This is a genomic window from Prauserella shujinwangii (assembly GCF_003001955.1).
GTDB classification, from domain to species: domain Bacteria; phylum Actinomycetota; class Actinomycetes; order Mycobacteriales; family Pseudonocardiaceae; genus Qaidamihabitans; species Qaidamihabitans shujinwangii.
The window spans coordinates 595339-610207 of record NZ_PVNH01000002.1 but is presented as its reverse complement, the minus strand read 5'-3'; the positions used below and the strand labels follow the sequence as shown (position 1 = coordinate 610207).

Here is a 14869-nt window from a genome sequence, read left to right as displayed (position 1 = left end):
GGGTGATGAGGGGTACCAGGCCTCGCTGACCGCGGCACGCGAACTCTGGAGCCGGTGAATGCTGTTGGCGGAACAACGGTCGGCCGTCTGCGCCTACGCGCGCCGGATGGTCGCCGACGGGCTGGTCGTGGGGACGTCGGGCAACGTCTCGGCGCGGGAGGGCGACCTGGTCGCCGTGACCCCGACCGGTGTGGCATACGAGTCGCTGACCGCGGAGGACGTTCCCGTCGTGGATCTCCAGGGCTCCGTTGTGGACGGCGAACTGAGGCCGACGAGCGAGCTGCCGATGCACCTCAGCGTCTACCGGGAGGCGCGGGACCCGGACGACGTTCCGATCGGCGCCGTGGTGCACACGCACTCGGTGCATGCGACGGCGGTGTCCACAGTGGCCGAGGAGGTGCCGCCGATCCACTACATCATGGCGACCATCGGCCCGTCCGTGCGAGTGGCCACCTACGCCACCTACGGCACCACCGAGCTGGCCGAGGCGATGCTGACCGCGTTGGAGGGCAGGCGTGGCTGCCTGCTGGCCAACCACGGCACCGTGACCTACGGCGCGGATCTCGCGGGGGCCTACGACCGTGCCCAGCAACTGGAGTGGGCGTGCCAGCTCTGGTTGCTCGCGCGGTCGGCGGGCAACCCGAGGCTGCTGCCGCCCGCGGAGATCGAGCACGTCGTCGACAAACTGCGCGGCTACGGCCAGCGCCCACGCTCGTGAGTGAAAAACGTGGTTAGAACAACGGAACGCACTCACGACGCGTCCACTCCGGACTGTGCTTGCCGATATCACCCTCCGTCGCGAAATACTTCGGCTTGATAACGCTCGAGCTGCCACACGGTGGTTCGCGGTGCAGTATTTGTGCCATGAACCCAGCGACGGAACAGGTGTCGCCGCCGGTGGACTTCGCGGTCTACGGGCTCGACCGGACGTTCCAGGGCCCGCGGTGGCTCGACTTCTTCGAAAGCCCGCCAGGGGAACCGGCGTGGGCGCTGTGGCTCGGTCACCGGCTGCGGGACACCGAGCACGGCGTACGTGTCGGTACGTTCCCGCGGAAGCGGTACGAGCAGGCGATGTGCCCCAACGGCGGCGACCCGCTCGCCAAGGTCGCGTTCAGTGGCGCGTTCGGCCTGGTCAACCTCACGCTGCCGGACAGCTCGGTGCCCCGCCCTGACGGCCTGATCCTCGCGCTGGTCGAGCACGCCGAGAACCAGGCGAGCCGGCACGCCGAGTGGCGGCCGAAGATGTGGGAGGCGGACGGCGAACCGGTGCCGGCGAAGGTGCTGTACTTCGCGGGCGCGTGGGCCGGGTTCACCGACGCGCTCGACGAGGTCTACGTCGTCGCCATCGGGATCGGGATCCCGCCGGAGGGCCTGCGCCTGACCCGGGTCACCGACGGCACGCCGTACGGCGCCGACCTCACCGCCCCGCTCAGCCTCGCCGAGCTGGGCCGGAAGAAGAGCCTCCGCCCGGAGGCCTGGCTGCCGCCGCCGCGGCGGGACGCCTTCCACCCCGATCAACTCGCCCTGGCCCCCACCGAAGCCTGACGGCGAGTCCCCCGCTCAAGCCCGCGAGTGCTGCGTTCAGGCCCGCGAGTTCCGCACTCGGAGGCCTCCCCGTCAGAGCAAAGGGGAGGCCCCCGCGCGCCGGCCGATTCAGTTGCCGAAGTTGTCGCACGACGCGGTGGCGAACGGCCCGCTCGCGGTGCTGGTCTTGGCCTCCTGACCGTCGACCACGACGGCGCACGTCACCTCGCCGCCCTCGGGTCCGGCCGTCACGGTCAGCGAGCCGCCCTTGACGAGTCCCTTCGTCTGCAACTCCTTCTGCCAGGGCAGGCTGGTCACCTGCTCCTGGTTGGTCGTGCTGTTCTCGTCCCCGAACGTCGAGTAGGTGACGGTGACGTCGCTGGCGTCGCCCGTCACCTCGTACCGCACGGTGACGGCGCGGTTGGCCTCCTCGTGGAGGTCGCTGGCCGCCTTACCGAGCACGCTGACCCACGCGATGCAGATGAGCAGGCCGATCGCAGACAGGGCGATGCCGGCGATCGCGAGACCGCGGTTGCTCGCCTGTCCCTTGCGGACACGCAGGAACCCGAGGATGCCGAAGATCAGCCCGAGAATGACCAGGGGCCATGCGATCACGCCGACGATCGGGATCAGCGCGAAGACGGCACCGACCAGGCCGAGTACGAAGCCGGCGGTACCGAGCCCGTTGCGCATGGCCGGGGACTGCTGCGCGGGCGGTGCCGGTGGCTGCGGGACCTGGGACGGGTTGGGGCTGGACATTCAGCTGGTTCCTCTCGTCTGTTCGAACACGGGGGCACGGTCGCCGGTTGCCCGGCGCACTCGGACCCGTCCCTGTGTGTCGTTGCCCGGCGTCTCGGTGCTAGCCGCCGACGTCGTGCCGCCGCAAGATCGTGACTGCGTTGTGACAGTGAGGGGCAAAGTGTCAACGACTGTGCCGGTCGAGCCGGGCGGTCATCGCCCACCCGCTTGCCGGTGTAGCCGATCAGCGAAGGCCAGCAGCCGGTCGGCCGGCTCGCGCGGGTCGCCGTGCGGCGCGGACCACGGCGTGGCCTCGACCTCGTGCGGGAGGTGATCGTCGGCGACGGTTGCCGGTCCATACCCAGCGGGGCGGCAACGCACCATCCTCAACAGCATTGCCAGCTCGACACCACCAACGGGCCTGATTGTTCTCGGAGGTCAATCAGGACATGCCGATGCTGCTGCGTAAGCCGGTCGTGAGATCAGCGACATGTCCGGTGACAGCGGCATTACCGGCGAGAAGATTGTCGCCGGCGGCGACTTCACCGGCATTCGCTGTCTTCGACTGGTCGGCCCCGGTGGTGACGTTGTAGGCGACCAGCACGGCGAGCGCGAAGCAGACGACCAGCAGCCCGACGATCAGCCAGTCGGCGCGGCTGCGGCGGCGCATCACCGCGGAACCTCCCGCCTCGTCGTCGCCGTGACGACCTGCCCGTCGAGGGCATCGAGCTCGTCGGCTCGCGCGACGAGCTCGTGGCCGAGCGCGGTGAGGTGTTCGCCGAGTGCGCGGCATCCGTCGGCGGGTAGCTCGCCGCCGTCCTGGCAAGCCATCAGCGCGAGCACCACGTCCCCGAGGTGCTGGTTCACGTGGCGAAGCCGGGCGAGTAGCGCACGGTCGCGAGCGATCATGTGACGGATGGTAGGAACCACAGCGCGCGCGAAGGATCAAAGCAGGAACAATCCTGCTGGGTACGCTGGACAGTGGACGCGCCCCAGGAGCAGGGAGCCCACCATGACCACCGACGATGACGCGCGCGAGGGTATCGGCGGCCACGTTCGCGCCGCACGGATGCTGGCCGGCCTGACGCAACGGCAGCTCGCCGAGCGAGCACACGTGTCCCTGAGCCTGGTCAAGCAGGTCGAGCAGGGCCGCGTGCCCGCGTCCCCGGCGTTCGTCGCCGCGGTCGCCCGTGCGCTCGGCGTGGCCGCGCCCGAGCTGATGGGCCAGCCGTACCAGCCGAGGACGGTCGACGACCAGCGTGTGCACGCGATCATCCCCGCGCTACGCCGCGAGCTGGCCGCCTACCGCCTACCACCCGCCGTGAGCGCCCCGCCGCGCCCGCTGAACGCGCTGGCCGCCGCCGTCGCCCACGCCTCCCGGCTCCGGCACTCGGCGACGCTGGACACGCTCGGCGCTGAGCTGCCGGGCCTGCTCGCCGAGCTACGCGCCGCGGCCCACGCCCACAACGGGCACGACCGGGAACGCGTGTACGGCCTGCTTGCCGAGGCCTACGCGGCGGCCGGGCAGGTGTGCTGGAAGCTTGGACACTCCGATCTGTCGTCGCTGTGCACCGATCGCATCGAGTGGGCCGCCGGGCAGTCGAACGACCCGCTCGCGATGGCCGCCGGGGACTTCTACCGGGCGGGAGAGCTGATCGCCGCCGCCGAGTGGACCGGCGCCTTGACCTTCCTGGAACAGGCGCGAGGGCGGATTACCGGCTTGCTGCGTCGCGTCGACGAGGCCGCCGTCGCGATGCACGGCGTGCTGCACCTCAAGTCCGGGCTCGCCGCCGCCCGCGCGGGCGATGCCCCCGCCAGCGATGCGCACCTCGCCGAGGCCGCCGACGCCGCCCGGCACGTCACCCCCGGCAGCGACCACTACCGGCTCGCGTTCGACGCCGATTCGGTGCGTATCTGGTCGGTCGGGCTGGCCGTCGAGCGTCGCGACGGGACCGAGGCCGTCAAGCGGGCCGCCGACTTCACGCCGGGCCGGACCACGCCGCGCGAACGCGCCGGACACCACTGGATCGACCTCGCCCGCGGCTTCCAACTGCACGGCCAGCGAGACAAGGCGTTGCACTCGCTGCTGCTCGCGCGCCAGACCTCACCCCAGCAGACCCGCTACCACCCGCAGGTGCGCGAGACCGTGGTCACGCTCGCTGAGCAGGAACGGCGCCGCTCCGACACCATCGCCGGGTTCGCCCGGTGGGCAGGCATCCGCGTGTAGGCCAGTCCTCGCGGACTCGTCGGACGACAGCGGGCCGGCCGGTGCTGCGATCACCGTGCCCGGGGCCGTCTCATGTGCACGATGAAGATCACCTCTCGGCCCGTACTGGGGCCGTACGAGGGTGTAATCAGTTGGAAACCGTTGAGACGGCTTATTGCCTGGCCAGGCCGTAGATTCGTGCTCGCGCGCAGGTCGTCGTTTCGCGGAGATCAGAACTGGTAGTACAGGAACGGGCTGAAGGTGCCGGTGGCGACGAGGATCGCGGCGTAGGCGAGGCCCACCGTCATGACGCCGACCCGCAGTACCGTCGCCGACCGGCTGCGCGCCGACTCGAGCAGCGGGCCAGCCACCGGGTGGGCCGGGAGGAAGAAGATGACGAGGGCGGCCAGCAGGATGACCAGCCGCTGGTTGGTCAGCGCCGCCTCGACCACGTTGGTCAGCCCGGCGAAGTCGGGCAGCAGCATGTGGCCGATCATGTTGAGCGCCTGGCCGAGGTCGGCCGCGCGGAAGAACACCCAGCCGAACACCGCGAGCGCCAGCGTCAGCGCGCGCCGCGCCACGCGGGGCCCGGTCGCCTCGGGGGCCCGGTCCCAGCCGAACGCCCGCTCGATGATGAGCAACGCCCCGTGGTACAGACCCCAGACGACGAACGTCCACGCGGCCCCGTGCCAGAACCCGGTCAGCACGAACACGATGGACAGGTTCCGGTAGGTCTTGCCCACGCCGTGCCGGTTGCCGCCGAGTGGGATGTAGACGTAGTCCCGGAACCAGCGGGACAGCGACATGTGCCAGCGGCGCCAGAACTCCGTGATCGTCACCGACGCGTACGGCCGCGCGAAGTTCTCCGGCAGCCGGAAGCCCAGCATCCGGCCGAGCCCGATCGCCATGTCCGAGTAGCCGGAGAAGTCGAAGTACAGCTGCAGCGTGTATCCGATCGCGCCGAGCCAGGCGATCGCGAACGTCATCTGGTCCGACGGCGTCGAGAAGCAGGCGTCGACCATCGGCGCCAGCGAGTCCGCGACGATCGCCTTCTTGCACAGCCCCAGGGCGAAGCGAGGGAAGCCGGCCGCGATGTCGTCGAGCCGGTGCGAACGCAGTTGCGGCAGCTGGTCGGCGATCTCCCGGTACCGCACGATCGGACCCGCCGCGAGCTGCGGGAACATCGAGATGTACGTCGCGAACGACACCGGGTCGCGCAGTGCCTTGCGTTCGCCCCGGTAGATGTCCACGACGTAGGAGATGTGGTGGAACGTAAAGAAGGAGATCCCGATCGGCAGCGCCAGCTGCACGATGGGGAAGTCACCGCCGAGCAGCTGCGTGAACGCGGCGACCTGTTCCGTCGCGAACCCGGCGTACTTCCAGATCACCAGGATCGACAGGTCGAACGCCACCACGCTGATGAGCAGCCTGCGCCGCCACGTCGGCGGCCGCATGTCCCATTCGTCCGGTTCGAGGGAGGGTCCGGCGGCGAAGTTGACCACCATGCACGCCAGCAGCAGCAGTGTGAACGAGCCCGCGCCGGTGGCGTAGAAGACCAGGCTGCCGATCGCGACGATGCCGTTGCGCCAGCTCCGCGGGCACACCAGCACGGCGAGCAGCACCGCCGGCATGAAGTACCACAGGAACAGTGGCGAGACGAACGACATCCGGCGATCCCCCTGGTCACGACTGGCATCGTGACCCTAGCCGAGCGCTCGCCGTGGTGGGGCGGGAACCGTCCGCGTCGGACCTAGGTGCGGCCCGTGATCCTCCTCAGCCGGGCGACCTCGGCCAGCAGCACCGACGCGGCCACCGAGGCGTTCAGCGACTCCACGCCCGCCGCCATCGGGATCGAGACGGTCACGTCACACGTCTCACGGACCAGCCGGGACAGCCCTCGGCCCTCGGAGCCGACCACCACGACCAGCGGCTCGACGGCGAGATCCATCGAGTCGATGTCCACCGAGCCGTCCGCGTCGAGGCCGACCACCATCAGCCCTTCCTCGGCGTACGACCGCAGCTGCCGGGTCAGGTTCGTCGCCATCGCCACCGGCAGGCGCGCCGCGGCGCCCGCGCTGGTCCGCCACGCCACCGCCGTCATCCCCGCGCTCCGCCTGCTCGGCAGCAGCACGCCGTGGGCGCCGAACGCGGCCGCTGACCGGATCACCGCGCCCAGGTTCCTCGGGTCGGTCACGCCGTCCAGCGCGACGAGCAGCGGCGCGTCACCCGAGTTCCGCGCCGTCGTCAGCAGATCGTCCGGATGCGCGTACTCGAACTGGGGGACCTGCAGACCGAGCCCCTGGTGCAGGGCACCACCCGTCCTGCGGTCCAGCTCCTCGCGCGGCACCTCGAGGATCGAGATCCCGCGGTCGGCGGCCATCCGCACCGCCTCGGTCACCCGGTCGTCGGCGTCCACGTTCAGCGCCACGTACATCGCCGTGGCCGGCACCTCGGCCCGCAGCGCCTCCACCACCGGGTTGCGCCCGGCGATGACCTCGGGACCGCCTTCCGGCTTCCTCGTCCGGCTCTTCTCCGCCTTCGCGGCCGCGGCGGCACGGCGCTGCTTGGGGTGCCCCGGCCGCATCTCGGCGGGCGGCGTGGGGCCCTTGCCCTGCAGGCTCTTGCGACGCTGGCCGCCGGAACCGACGACCTGGCCCTTCTTCGTGCCGGTCTTGCGCACGGCGCCGCGGCGCCGGGAATTGCCTGCCATCGATCAGTCTCTCACTGTCCACATGGGACCACTAGGGGTGTCTTCCACCGCGATCCCCGCCTGGGTCAGCTGGTCACGGATGGTGTCGGCGGTCGCGAAGTCCCGCTCCGCGCGGGCGCGCTGCCGCGCGGCGAGCAGTTCGTGCACGAGCTCGCCCAGCGCCTGCGCCTCGGCGCCACCGTGCTCGGCCCACCGCGCGGACAGCGGGTCGACCCCGAGCACGTCGGTCATCGCCCGCACGCTCTCCGCGAGGGCGATCGCCTGGGCGGAGTCGCCCGCGTCCAGTGCCGCATTGCCGTCGCGAACGGTGTTGTGCAGCACGGCGAAGGCCTGCGGCGTGCCCAGATCGTCGTCGAGCGCCTCGGCGAACTCCATGGGCACCTTGCCGGTCCGCACCTCGCCCGCGCTGCCCGCCACCCGCCGGAGGAACTGCTCGATCCGCCGGTAGCCCTGCGCCGCCTCGGACAGCGCGGCGTCGGAGTACTCGATGGTGGACCGGTAGTGCGGCTGGATGAGGTAGTAGCGCAGCTCCACCGCGCGATGGCGGCGCAGCATCTCCGGGATGGAGACGACGTTGCCCAGCGACTTCGACATCTTCTCGCCGGAAAGCGTCACCCACGCGTTGTGCAGCCAGAACCGGGCGAATCCGTCACCGGCGGCCCGCGACTGTGCGCGCTCGTTCTCGTGGTGCGGGAAGACCAGGTCGACCCCGCCGCCGTGGATGTCGAACTCCGAACCGAGGTAGGTGGTCGCCATCGCCGAGCACTCCAGATGCCAGCCCGGCCTGCCCGGCCCCCACGGGGTCGGCCACGACGGCTCGCCGGGCTTGCTGCGCTTCCAGAGCGTGAAGTCACGCGGGTCGCGCTTGCCCTCGGACTGCGTCTCCCCCTGCTGCATCTCGTCCAGCCGCTGCCCGGACAGCCTGCCGTAGTCGGGGAACGACGTCACGGAGAAGTAGACGTTCCCCTCGGCCGCGTACGCGTGGCCGGAGTCGATCAGCCGCCGCATCAGCTCGATCATCTGCGTGACGTGCCCGGTGGCGCGGGGCGCGATCGACGGCGGCAGGCACCCGAGCGCGGTGTAGGCGTCCTCGAAGGCGCGCTCGTGCGTGGCCGCCCACTCCCACCACGGCCTGCCCGCGTCGGCGGCCTTGGTGAGGATCTTGTCGTCGATGTCGGTGACGTTGCGCACCATCAGCACGTCGAGTCCACTGTGGACGAGCCAGCGGCGCAGCACGTCGTAGTTCAGGGCGCCGCGGACGTGACCGATGTGCGGAATGCCCTGTACCGTGGCCCCGCACACGTACATGGACGCCGTTCCACTGCGTGCGGGGGCGAACTCCCGCACTTCCCGGGTCGCGGTGTCGTAAAGGTGTAGGGCCACGCCCGAAATGGTACGGGTCAGAGCACGGAGTGCTCGCGCAGGGCGGTCAGCAGCCCGTCGGTGCGCTCGGCCGTCGGCAGCGGTTCCACCAGTGCGAACGCGCAGCCCAGAGCGCGGGCGCCGCCGTCGGCCTCCTCGCTGTCGCCCACCATGAGCGCGTGCTCCGGGGCCACGTCGAGCCGGTCCAGCAGTACCCGGAAGAGTGCCGGGTCCGGCTTGATCGCGCCCTCCTCGAAGGAGAGCACGAAATCGTCCACGTACGCGTCCAGGCCGCGCTCGGTGAAGGCGGGCCGGATGTCGAAGGCGATGTTGCTGAGCACGCCGACCCGCAGGCCCTTGCCCGCGGCGGCCTTCAGGACGGCCTCCGTGTCCGGGTACGGCGTCCACTCGGCGGGGTCGACCAGCCGGCTGTACAGCGCCTTGGCCTGCTCCGCGCGCGGCACGCCCGACCGCCGGAGTACCTCGAGGTAGACCTTGCTGTGCAGGGCCGGGTCGAGGTCACGGTGCTCCCAGGCGTGCCGGTGCTCCTCGTCGAGGTCGACCAGGAGCGTGGTGGGGGCCGTCATCCGGCGCATGAGCTCGGCCTGCGCCTCGATGTCCAGCGGGTCGCCGCCGTGGTCGGTCAGGTCGGCCAGCCAGGTGTCGTCCTGTTCGAGCCGGAAGAGGGTGCCGGAGAAGTCGAACATCACCGCCTGAATCGTCACAGAACCAGGCTACCGGCTCTCGGCGGGAAGCAGGAGGGCACTGGCGATGGCGGCGATGCCCTCGCCGCGGCCGGTCAGGCCAAGACCGTCGGTGGTGGTGCCGGACACGTTGACCGGCGCGCCGAGCGCCTCCCCGAGTACGCGCTGCGCCTCCTCCCGGCGCTTGCCGATGCGGGGCGCGTTGCCGATCACCTGCACGGCCGCGTTGCCCACGCGCAGGCCCTCGGCCTCGATCCGCCTGCGCGCCTCAGCCAGCAGTTCCGCCCCGTGCGCGCCGGCCCAGCGCGGGTCGCCGGTGCCGAACACCGCGCCCAGGTCGCCGAGGCCCGCGGCGGAGAGCACCGCGTCACACAGCGCGTGCGCGGCGACGTCGCCGTCGGAATGCCCCGCGCAGCCGTCCACACCCTCCCAGCGCAGCCCCGCGATCCAGCAGTCCCGGCCGGCCTCGACGGGATGGACGTCGACGCCCTGCCCGATCCTCACGTGGTCCCCTCGCCGGTCAGCAGAGCCTCCATCACGGTCACGTCGAACGGGGTGGCGAGCCGCCTGCCCAGCGGGTCCCCCTCCACGAGGCGGACCTCGTGGCGGAGTTCGGTGAGCGGGTCGGTCCCGGCCGCCTCGAGCAGCACGTCGGCCCGGAAACCGCGCGGGCTCTGCGCCGATCTGAGCCGGGAGCGGTCGCGGGTGCCCTGGACCACGTCGTCGGACCCGATCACCTTGATGGTGTCGGTGACCGGTTCGACGGGAATCGCGGCGGGTGCGCCCGCGCGGATCGCCTCCACCACGGCGGCGATGGTGGAGGCCGGAGTGAACGGCCGCTCCGGATCGTGCACGAGCACGACATCGGACGGCCCGATCTCACCGGTGAGCGCCGACCGCACGGTTCCGGTGCGGTCGGCACCCGCGGTGATGATCTTCATGCGCGCGTCGTCCACCGGTTCGAGCGCGGTGGTGCACGCGTCGAGTTGCGCAGGCGGCACGGCCACGATCACCTGATCGACGCAACCCGCCCGCAGCAGACCACGCACGGCATGCCGCACCAGGGGCTCGTCTCGAGCCAGGAGCAGTGCCCCCGGTGAATTCGCGTCCCCGGCGTCGAGCGGGACCAGTGCGACGACGTTCAGAGTGATCGCAGACCGTATCCGTCGGAGCGCCGCTAGACCACCGCGGTCTCGAGGACCTCGTCGAGCAGGACCTCGGCCTTGCCCTCGTCCGTCCCCTCGGCCAGGGCCAGCTCGCTCACCAGGATCTGTCGCGCCTTCGCCAGCATGCGCTTCTCGCCCGCGGACAGGCCGCGGTCCTTCTCACGCCGCCAGAGGTCGCGCACCACTTCGGCCACCTTGTTCACATCGCCCGAGGCGAGCTTCTCGAGGTTGGCCTTGTACCGCCGAGACCAGTTCGTCGGCTCGTCGGTGTGGGGAGCACGCAGCACGTCGAAGACGCGGTTGAGCCCGTCCTGTCCCACGACGTCACGCACGCCGACGATCTCGGCGTTGTCTGCGGGTACGCGAACGGTCAGATCCCCCTGCGCGACCTTGAGGACGAGGTACTGCTTCTCCTCGCCCTTGATCACTCGGGTCTCGATCGCTTCGATGAGTGCGGCACCGTGGTGCGGGTAGACGACGGTCTCTCCGACCTTGAAAACCATGTGTCCTCTGCCCCTTTCGCTGTGTCCATCCTAGCACGGAGGCTCGGCGGGGAACCAGCCACCCGAGATCGTCCTCGCAGGTCAATGGCCTGATCACGGCGCGGACGGGGGTTGACAAACCGGCGTTGGGCATACTCACGCAGGTGGGCGGGACGGGCTCCGCATGATCCACGAATTTCCATTGTGGACAATTGATCTTGGGTCGCGGGGGTGGCCCCGAGGTGGCGGCCGCCACTGATCCGCTACCACGTGACGCCGCTCGCCAAGGCGCCGGATAGTCTGCGCCCAGGGTCGGACCCAGCTAGGAGGGACTCGCAGAGATGACACAGCGCCGGAGGGTGGGTGCCGCCGCGTTCGGCTGCGCTGCCGCCGTGGTCCTCGCGGGGTGCAGTGCCGGGCAGATCACCCAGACCGACACCATGGAGGCGGCGGTCAACGGCGCGATGGCCACCGCCGACAGCATCACGGTCCGGGACGCTGAGCTGCTGTACCCCGAGGACGCCAGCCAGGAGGGTGCCTCCTACTACCCGGCGGGCTCCGACGCCGAGGCCGAGATGGTGATCACCAACCAGGGGCTGACCGACGACCAGCTGGTGTCGGCCAGGTCGCAGTTCGCGCAGCAGGTCGTGATCGACGGCGAGCGCACCATCCCCGGCCAGGGCGCGCTGACGATCAGCCCCGTCGAGACCGAGCTGGACAGCCACCTGCACGCCGAGATGACGCTGCAGGGGCTGACCTACGGCCTGCGGCCCGGCGAGACCATCCAGGTCACCCTCGTCTTCCGCGAGGCGGGGTCCGTCACGCTCGACATGCCGATCGCCGCGCCGGCGCACCCCCGCGAGGAAGAGCACGGCGGCGGGGCGGAGGAGCACTGACTGTCGGCCCCTGCCGATAACGTCGGGCCGTGGCGAAGAAAGCGATCAGCTACCGCTGTGCGGAGTGCGGCCTCGAGGTCGCGAAGTGGGTCGGCCGCTGCCCGGAGTGCCACGCCTGGGGCACCATCGAGGAACGCGGGGACACCCGTCCGGCCATCGCCCGCGTGGCGGCCGGCGCGCCGAGCGCGCCCGCGCGGCCCATCGGCGAGGTGGACGTCGAGGCGTCTCGCGCCCGGCCCACCGGGGTGTCCGAACTCGACCGCGTGCTCGGCGGCGGGCTCGTGCCCGGCGCGGTGGTGCTGCTCGCCGGTGAGCCCGGAGTCGGCAAGTCGACCCTCCTGCTCGAGGTGGCCTACCGCTGGGCGGCGGGGGAGACCGCGGGCCCGGCGCTCTACGTCACGGGTGAGGAGTCGGCGGGCCAGGTGCGGCTCCGCGCGGAGCGCACCGGCAACGTCCACGACCGCATGTACCTGGCCGCGGAGAGCGACCTGTCCGCGCTGCTCGGGCACGTCGACGACGTCAAGCCCGGCGTGCTGATCGTCGACTCGGTGCAGACCATGGCCTCCCCGCAGGCCGAGGGCGCTCCCGGCGGGGTCACGCAGGTGCGTGCGGTGGCGGCGGGACTGGTGGCGCTGGCCAAGGAACGCGGGCTGCCCGTCGTGCTGGTCGGGCACGTCACGAAGGAGGGCTCGGTCGCCGGCCCGCGCCTGCTGGAACACCTCGTCGACGTCGTACTGCACTTCGAGGGCGACCGGCACTCGACCCTGCGGATGGTGCGCGGAGTGAAGAACCGCTTCGGCGCCGCCGACGAGATCGGCTGCTTCGAACTGCGCGACGACGGCATCGTCGGCGTGCCCGATCCGTCGGGGCTGTTCCTCAACCGGCACGCCGAGGCCGTGCCCGGCACCGCCGTCACCGTCACCGTCGAGGGCAAGCGCCCACTGCTCGGCGAGGTGCAGGCCCTCGTCGCGGACACCACGCTCGCGCAGCCGCGGCGAGCGGTGAGTGGCCTGGACTCCGCGCGGGTGGGCATGGTGCTCGCGGTGCTCGACAAACGCGGCGGCATGGTCTTCGGGAAGAAGGACGTCTACACCGCGACGGTCGGCGGCATGAAGGTCACCGAACCCGCCGTCGACCTCGCGATCGCGCTCGCGCTGTGGTCGGGCTTCCGGGACGAGGCCCTGTCGCCTCGGCTGGTCGCCATCGGCGAGGTCGGGCTGGCCGGGGAGGTGCGCCGGGTCACCGGCGTGGGCAGGAGACTCGCGGAGGCCGTGCGGCTGGGCTTCACGCACGCGCTCGTCCCGCCCGATCCGGGGCCGCTGCCCGACGGCATCCGGGTGCTGGAGGTCGGCGACGTCGGCAGCGCGCTGAACGCGGTCCGGCACGTGCCGGTGCGATGAGGGGCCGGGCCGCCCCCCGACGAGCGACCCGGCCCTCACCTGGTATTTCCCTCGCCGTGGCCCGCATCACGGCTTGTCACCCAGTTGGCCTACCACCGCGTACCGGACGGTGCTCTCGGCGACGACGGTGCCCGCGCGCACCAGGTGCCCGTCCGCGGCTGAGCGCGCGTCGACCAGCTGGACCAGCCTGCTGCCGATCGGCAACCCCGTCTCCGGGCCGACCAGCAGCACACGCCGGTGCAGTGGGCGTTCGTCGATACGGACCCCGACGGCGGGGCGGCCGTCGGCCGTCCTCGCGCCGCGCTCGACCGTGACGTCCGGCAGGTAGCCGAGTGCCCCGTACAGCGCCCGGCGCAGGTCGGCGGGCACGGCTTCGGCGAGCAGCCCGGTGATCTTGTGGAAGGCCTCGGCCTGCGCGTCCACGCGCGGCCACTGGTCGGCCGCCAGCTGCCGGTAAAGCGCTCGCGCGTCGCGCGGCAGCCCGGCGGCGAACGCGGCGTCCGGGTGCCGCCAGCCCACGTTCTTCGTATCGAACCGCCCACCAGGACCGCGCACGGTGCCGTCCCCGGTCGTGCGCTGCCACGTGCCGGAACGGTCGGCGGGGATCCACGTCCGGGTCACCTCGTCGCGGTGAAGTCCCGTCGTCCGCTCCTCGATGTACAGGTAGTCGCCGGGTGGCACCGGCAGGTCCGAGATGTCCGTGCCGAGCGTCCCGGCCTCGTTGCGCGGGGTGTCGGAAAGGGGCGGCAGTGGGCGGGCGTGCGGTGGGGCCTCGGCGGTGCCCGGCGGGCTCGCGGGCGGTGCGGTCGCCGGTGCGCCGGACAGCGCCACCACCCCGGCGGCCAGGACGGCGATCGAGGCCGCGGTGGCCACCGGCAGCAGGCGCCGCCGGGCGCGGCGGGGCGCCCGCTCGCTCGCCATCGCGTCGAGCAGGCGTTCGCGGCCCGAGGCGAACGCCCGCTCGGACATGGCCGGGCCGCCGGAGCGGAGTCGCCGGATCAGCTCGTCGACGTCAGTCACGGTCGGCCTCCTCGGTCATCAGCCGGTTCCGGAGCCTGGTGCGGGCCCGGTGCAGCCTGGTGCGGGCCGTCCGGGGCGGGATGCCGAGGGCGTCGGCCGCCTCCGCCGGGGTGAGCTCGGCCCAGGCCACGAGCAGCAGCACGTCCCGTTCCTCGCGGCGCAGCCCGGCGAGCGTGCCCGCGACGGTGCCGAGCACCTCCTCGGCGTCGACCCTGCTGGCCGCGGCCGTGTCGAGCGGTTCGGTGATCGCCGCCCTCCCGTTCGCCCGCGCCAGCGCGCGCAGGCCGCGCACCTCCTGGCGGGCGTGCCTGCGGAGCAGGTTCGTGGCGATGCCGTACAGCCACGCCCGCGCGGTACCCCGAGCCGGGTCGTAGTCGGCGCGGCCCGCCCATGCGGCGAGGAAGGTCTCCGCCACCAGGTCGTCCGCCGTGGCCGGAGCCAGCCTGCGGGACAGGTACCGGTGCAGGCCCCTGGCGTGCGCGTCGTACAGCCCGGCCAGTAACTCGGCGGCGTCGGCACCCCCGAGATCGGGCCGTTCGAGCGCGGGCTGGCCGGTCGTCGGCACGGTCGTCACGCCCCAGTCTTGCCCTCGGGGCGCTCGGGCGTTCCGGAATGTCGGTGCCCGGGCGTACGGTGCGTTGTGACTCTGCTCACAAGCGCT

17 protein-coding genes are annotated in these 14869 nt (G+C 71.7%); 5 read left to right on the top strand and 12 right to left on the bottom strand.

The window, feature by feature from the left end; translation table 11 throughout:
- Window positions 1-58 precede the first annotated feature (58 nt).
- Window positions 59-718, top strand: a complete 660-nt coding sequence (locus B0I33_RS06300) for a class II aldolase/adducin family protein (RefSeq protein ID WP_106177568.1) — start codon at window positions 59-61, stop codon at window positions 716-718.
- A gap of 146 nt (window positions 719-864) precedes the next feature.
- A complete protein-coding gene (locus B0I33_RS06295) occupies window positions 865-1545 on the top strand; it encodes a hypothetical protein (RefSeq protein ID WP_106177567.1) in 681 nt (226 codons plus the stop codon).
- Window positions 1546-1653: 108 nt separating this feature from the next.
- Here B0I33_RS06295 and B0I33_RS06290 read toward each other — a convergent pair whose 3' ends face one another.
- From B0I33_RS06290 to B0I33_RS06280, 3 genes are all read right to left on the bottom strand, one after another.
- Window positions 1654-2283 carry a DUF4190 domain-containing protein gene (locus B0I33_RS06290; RefSeq protein WP_181193189.1) on the bottom strand — a complete coding sequence of 210 codons (630 nt, stop codon included), beginning with the start codon at window positions 2281-2283 and terminating at the stop codon, window positions 1654-1656.
- 421 nt (window positions 2284-2704) lie between these two features.
- Complete coding sequence (locus B0I33_RS06285; protein ID WP_106177566.1) at window positions 2705-2932, bottom strand: hypothetical protein; 228 nt, start codon at window positions 2930-2932, stop codon at window positions 2705-2707.
- Complete coding sequence (locus B0I33_RS06280; RefSeq protein WP_106177693.1) at window positions 2932-3171, bottom strand: hypothetical protein; 240 nt, start codon at window positions 3169-3171, stop codon at window positions 2932-2934. The genes B0I33_RS06285 and B0I33_RS06280 overlap by 1 nt, the downstream gene beginning before the upstream one ends.
- Before the next feature lie 103 nt (window positions 3172-3274).
- Here B0I33_RS06280 and B0I33_RS06275 point away from each other — a divergent pair, with 103 nt between their 5' ends.
- Window positions 3275-4489 (top strand): helix-turn-helix domain-containing protein, encoded by a 1215-nt coding sequence (locus tag B0I33_RS06275; RefSeq protein ID WP_106177565.1) that lies wholly within the window; start codon window positions 3275-3277, stop codon window positions 4487-4489.
- 209 nt (window positions 4490-4698) lie between these two features.
- On the opposite strand, the gene B0I33_RS06270 is transcribed toward B0I33_RS06275, so the two are convergent.
- The 7 genes from B0I33_RS06270 to B0I33_RS06240 all read right to left on the bottom strand — a co-directional run bounded on the left by B0I33_RS06270 (window position 4699) and on the right by B0I33_RS06240 (window position 10913).
- Window positions 4699-6135, bottom strand: coding sequence for an MBOAT family O-acyltransferase (locus B0I33_RS06270; RefSeq protein ID WP_106177564.1), 1437 nt, complete (start codon window positions 6133-6135; stop codon window positions 4699-4701).
- 83 nt (window positions 6136-6218) lie between these two features.
- Window positions 6219-7178 (bottom strand): 23S rRNA (guanosine(2251)-2'-O)-methyltransferase RlmB, encoded by a 960-nt coding sequence (rlmB, locus tag B0I33_RS06265; RefSeq protein WP_106177563.1) that lies wholly within the window; start codon window positions 7176-7178, stop codon window positions 6219-6221.
- Between the two features lie 3 nt (window positions 7179-7181).
- Complete coding sequence (gene cysS, locus B0I33_RS06260) at window positions 7182-8561, bottom strand: cysteine--tRNA ligase (protein ID WP_106177562.1); 1380 nt, start codon at window positions 8559-8561, stop codon at window positions 7182-7184.
- Between the two features lie 17 nt (window positions 8562-8578).
- Window positions 8579-9265: an HAD family hydrolase gene (locus B0I33_RS06255; RefSeq protein ID WP_106177561.1), complete on the bottom strand. Its 687-nt coding sequence runs from the start codon at window positions 9263-9265 to the stop codon at window positions 8579-8581.
- Window positions 9266-9274: 9 nt separating this feature from the next.
- Window positions 9275-9748 (bottom strand): 2-C-methyl-D-erythritol 2,4-cyclodiphosphate synthase, encoded by a 474-nt coding sequence (gene ispF, locus B0I33_RS06250; RefSeq protein WP_106177560.1) that lies wholly within the window; start codon window positions 9746-9748, stop codon window positions 9275-9277.
- Window positions 9745-10332 (bottom strand): IspD/TarI family cytidylyltransferase, encoded by a 588-nt coding sequence (locus B0I33_RS06245; RefSeq protein ID WP_281259346.1) that lies wholly within the window; start codon window positions 10330-10332, stop codon window positions 9745-9747. Before B0I33_RS06245 ends, ispF begins: the two co-directional genes overlap by 4 nt.
- 89 nt (window positions 10333-10421) lie before the next feature.
- Window positions 10422-10913 carry a CarD family transcriptional regulator gene (locus tag B0I33_RS06240; RefSeq protein ID WP_106177558.1) on the bottom strand — a complete coding sequence of 164 codons (492 nt, stop codon included), beginning with the start codon at window positions 10911-10913 and terminating at the stop codon, window positions 10422-10424.
- A gap of 320 nt (window positions 10914-11233) precedes the next feature.
- Between B0I33_RS06240 and B0I33_RS06235 the strand changes: the two genes are divergently transcribed.
- Window positions 11234-11788 (top strand): copper chaperone PCu(A)C, encoded by a 555-nt coding sequence (locus tag B0I33_RS06235; RefSeq protein ID WP_106177557.1) that lies wholly within the window; start codon window positions 11234-11236, stop codon window positions 11786-11788.
- Window positions 11789-11817: 29 nt separating this feature from the next.
- Window positions 11818-13188, top strand: a complete 1371-nt coding sequence (gene radA / locus B0I33_RS06230; RefSeq protein WP_106177556.1) for a DNA repair protein RadA — start codon at window positions 11818-11820, stop codon at window positions 13186-13188.
- A 66-nt stretch (window positions 13189-13254) separates the two neighbouring features.
- Here radA and B0I33_RS06225 read toward each other — a convergent pair whose 3' ends face one another.
- The gene (locus B0I33_RS06225; RefSeq protein ID WP_106177555.1) at window positions 13255-14208 is read right to left on the bottom strand and encodes a CU044_5270 family protein; all 954 of its coding nucleotides are present in this window, start codon (window positions 14206-14208) and stop codon (window positions 13255-13257) included.
- On the bottom strand, window positions 14201-14782 hold the full coding sequence (locus tag B0I33_RS06220) for an RNA polymerase sigma factor (protein ID WP_106177554.1): 582 nt from the start codon (window positions 14780-14782) through the stop codon (window positions 14201-14203). The genes B0I33_RS06225 and B0I33_RS06220 overlap by 8 nt, the downstream gene beginning before the upstream one ends.
- Window positions 14783-14869 lie beyond the last annotated feature (87 nt).

What these genes read in the sequence shown, in the direction of transcription:
- rlmB (WP_106177563.1), bottom strand. Translation starts at nt 7,178, where the DNA reads ATGGCAGGCAATTCCCGGCGCCGCGGCGCCGTGCGCAAGACCGGCACG.
- B0I33_RS06240 (WP_106177558.1), bottom strand. Translation starts at nt 10,913, where the DNA reads ATGGTTTTCAAGGTCGGAGAGACCGTCGTCTACCCGCACCACGGTGCC.
- B0I33_RS06300 (WP_106177568.1), top strand. Translation starts at nt 59, where the DNA reads ATGCTGTTGGCGGAACAACGGTCGGCCGTCTGCGCCTACGCGCGCCGG.
- B0I33_RS06270 (WP_106177564.1), bottom strand. Translation starts at nt 6,135, where the DNA reads ATGTCGTTCGTCTCGCCACTGTTCCTGTGGTACTTCATGCCGGCGGTG.
- B0I33_RS06285 (WP_106177566.1), bottom strand. Translation starts at nt 2,932, where the DNA reads ATGCGCCGCCGCAGCCGCGCCGACTGGCTGATCGTCGGGCTGCTGGTC.
- B0I33_RS06235 (WP_106177557.1), top strand. Translation starts at nt 11,234, where the DNA reads ATGACACAGCGCCGGAGGGTGGGTGCCGCCGCGTTCGGCTGCGCTGCC.
- B0I33_RS06295 (WP_106177567.1), top strand. Translation starts at nt 865, where the DNA reads ATGAACCCAGCGACGGAACAGGTGTCGCCGCCGGTGGACTTCGCGGTC.
- B0I33_RS06280 (WP_106177693.1), bottom strand. Translation starts at nt 3,171, where the DNA reads ATGATCGCTCGCGACCGTGCGCTACTCGCCCGGCTTCGCCACGTGAAC.
- B0I33_RS06290 (WP_181193189.1), bottom strand. Translation starts at nt 2,283, where the DNA reads ATGTCCAGCCCCAACCCGTCCCAGGTCCCGCAGCCACCGGCACCGCCC.
- B0I33_RS06275 (WP_106177565.1), top strand. Translation starts at nt 3,275, where the DNA reads ATGACCACCGACGATGACGCGCGCGAGGGTATCGGCGGCCACGTTCGC.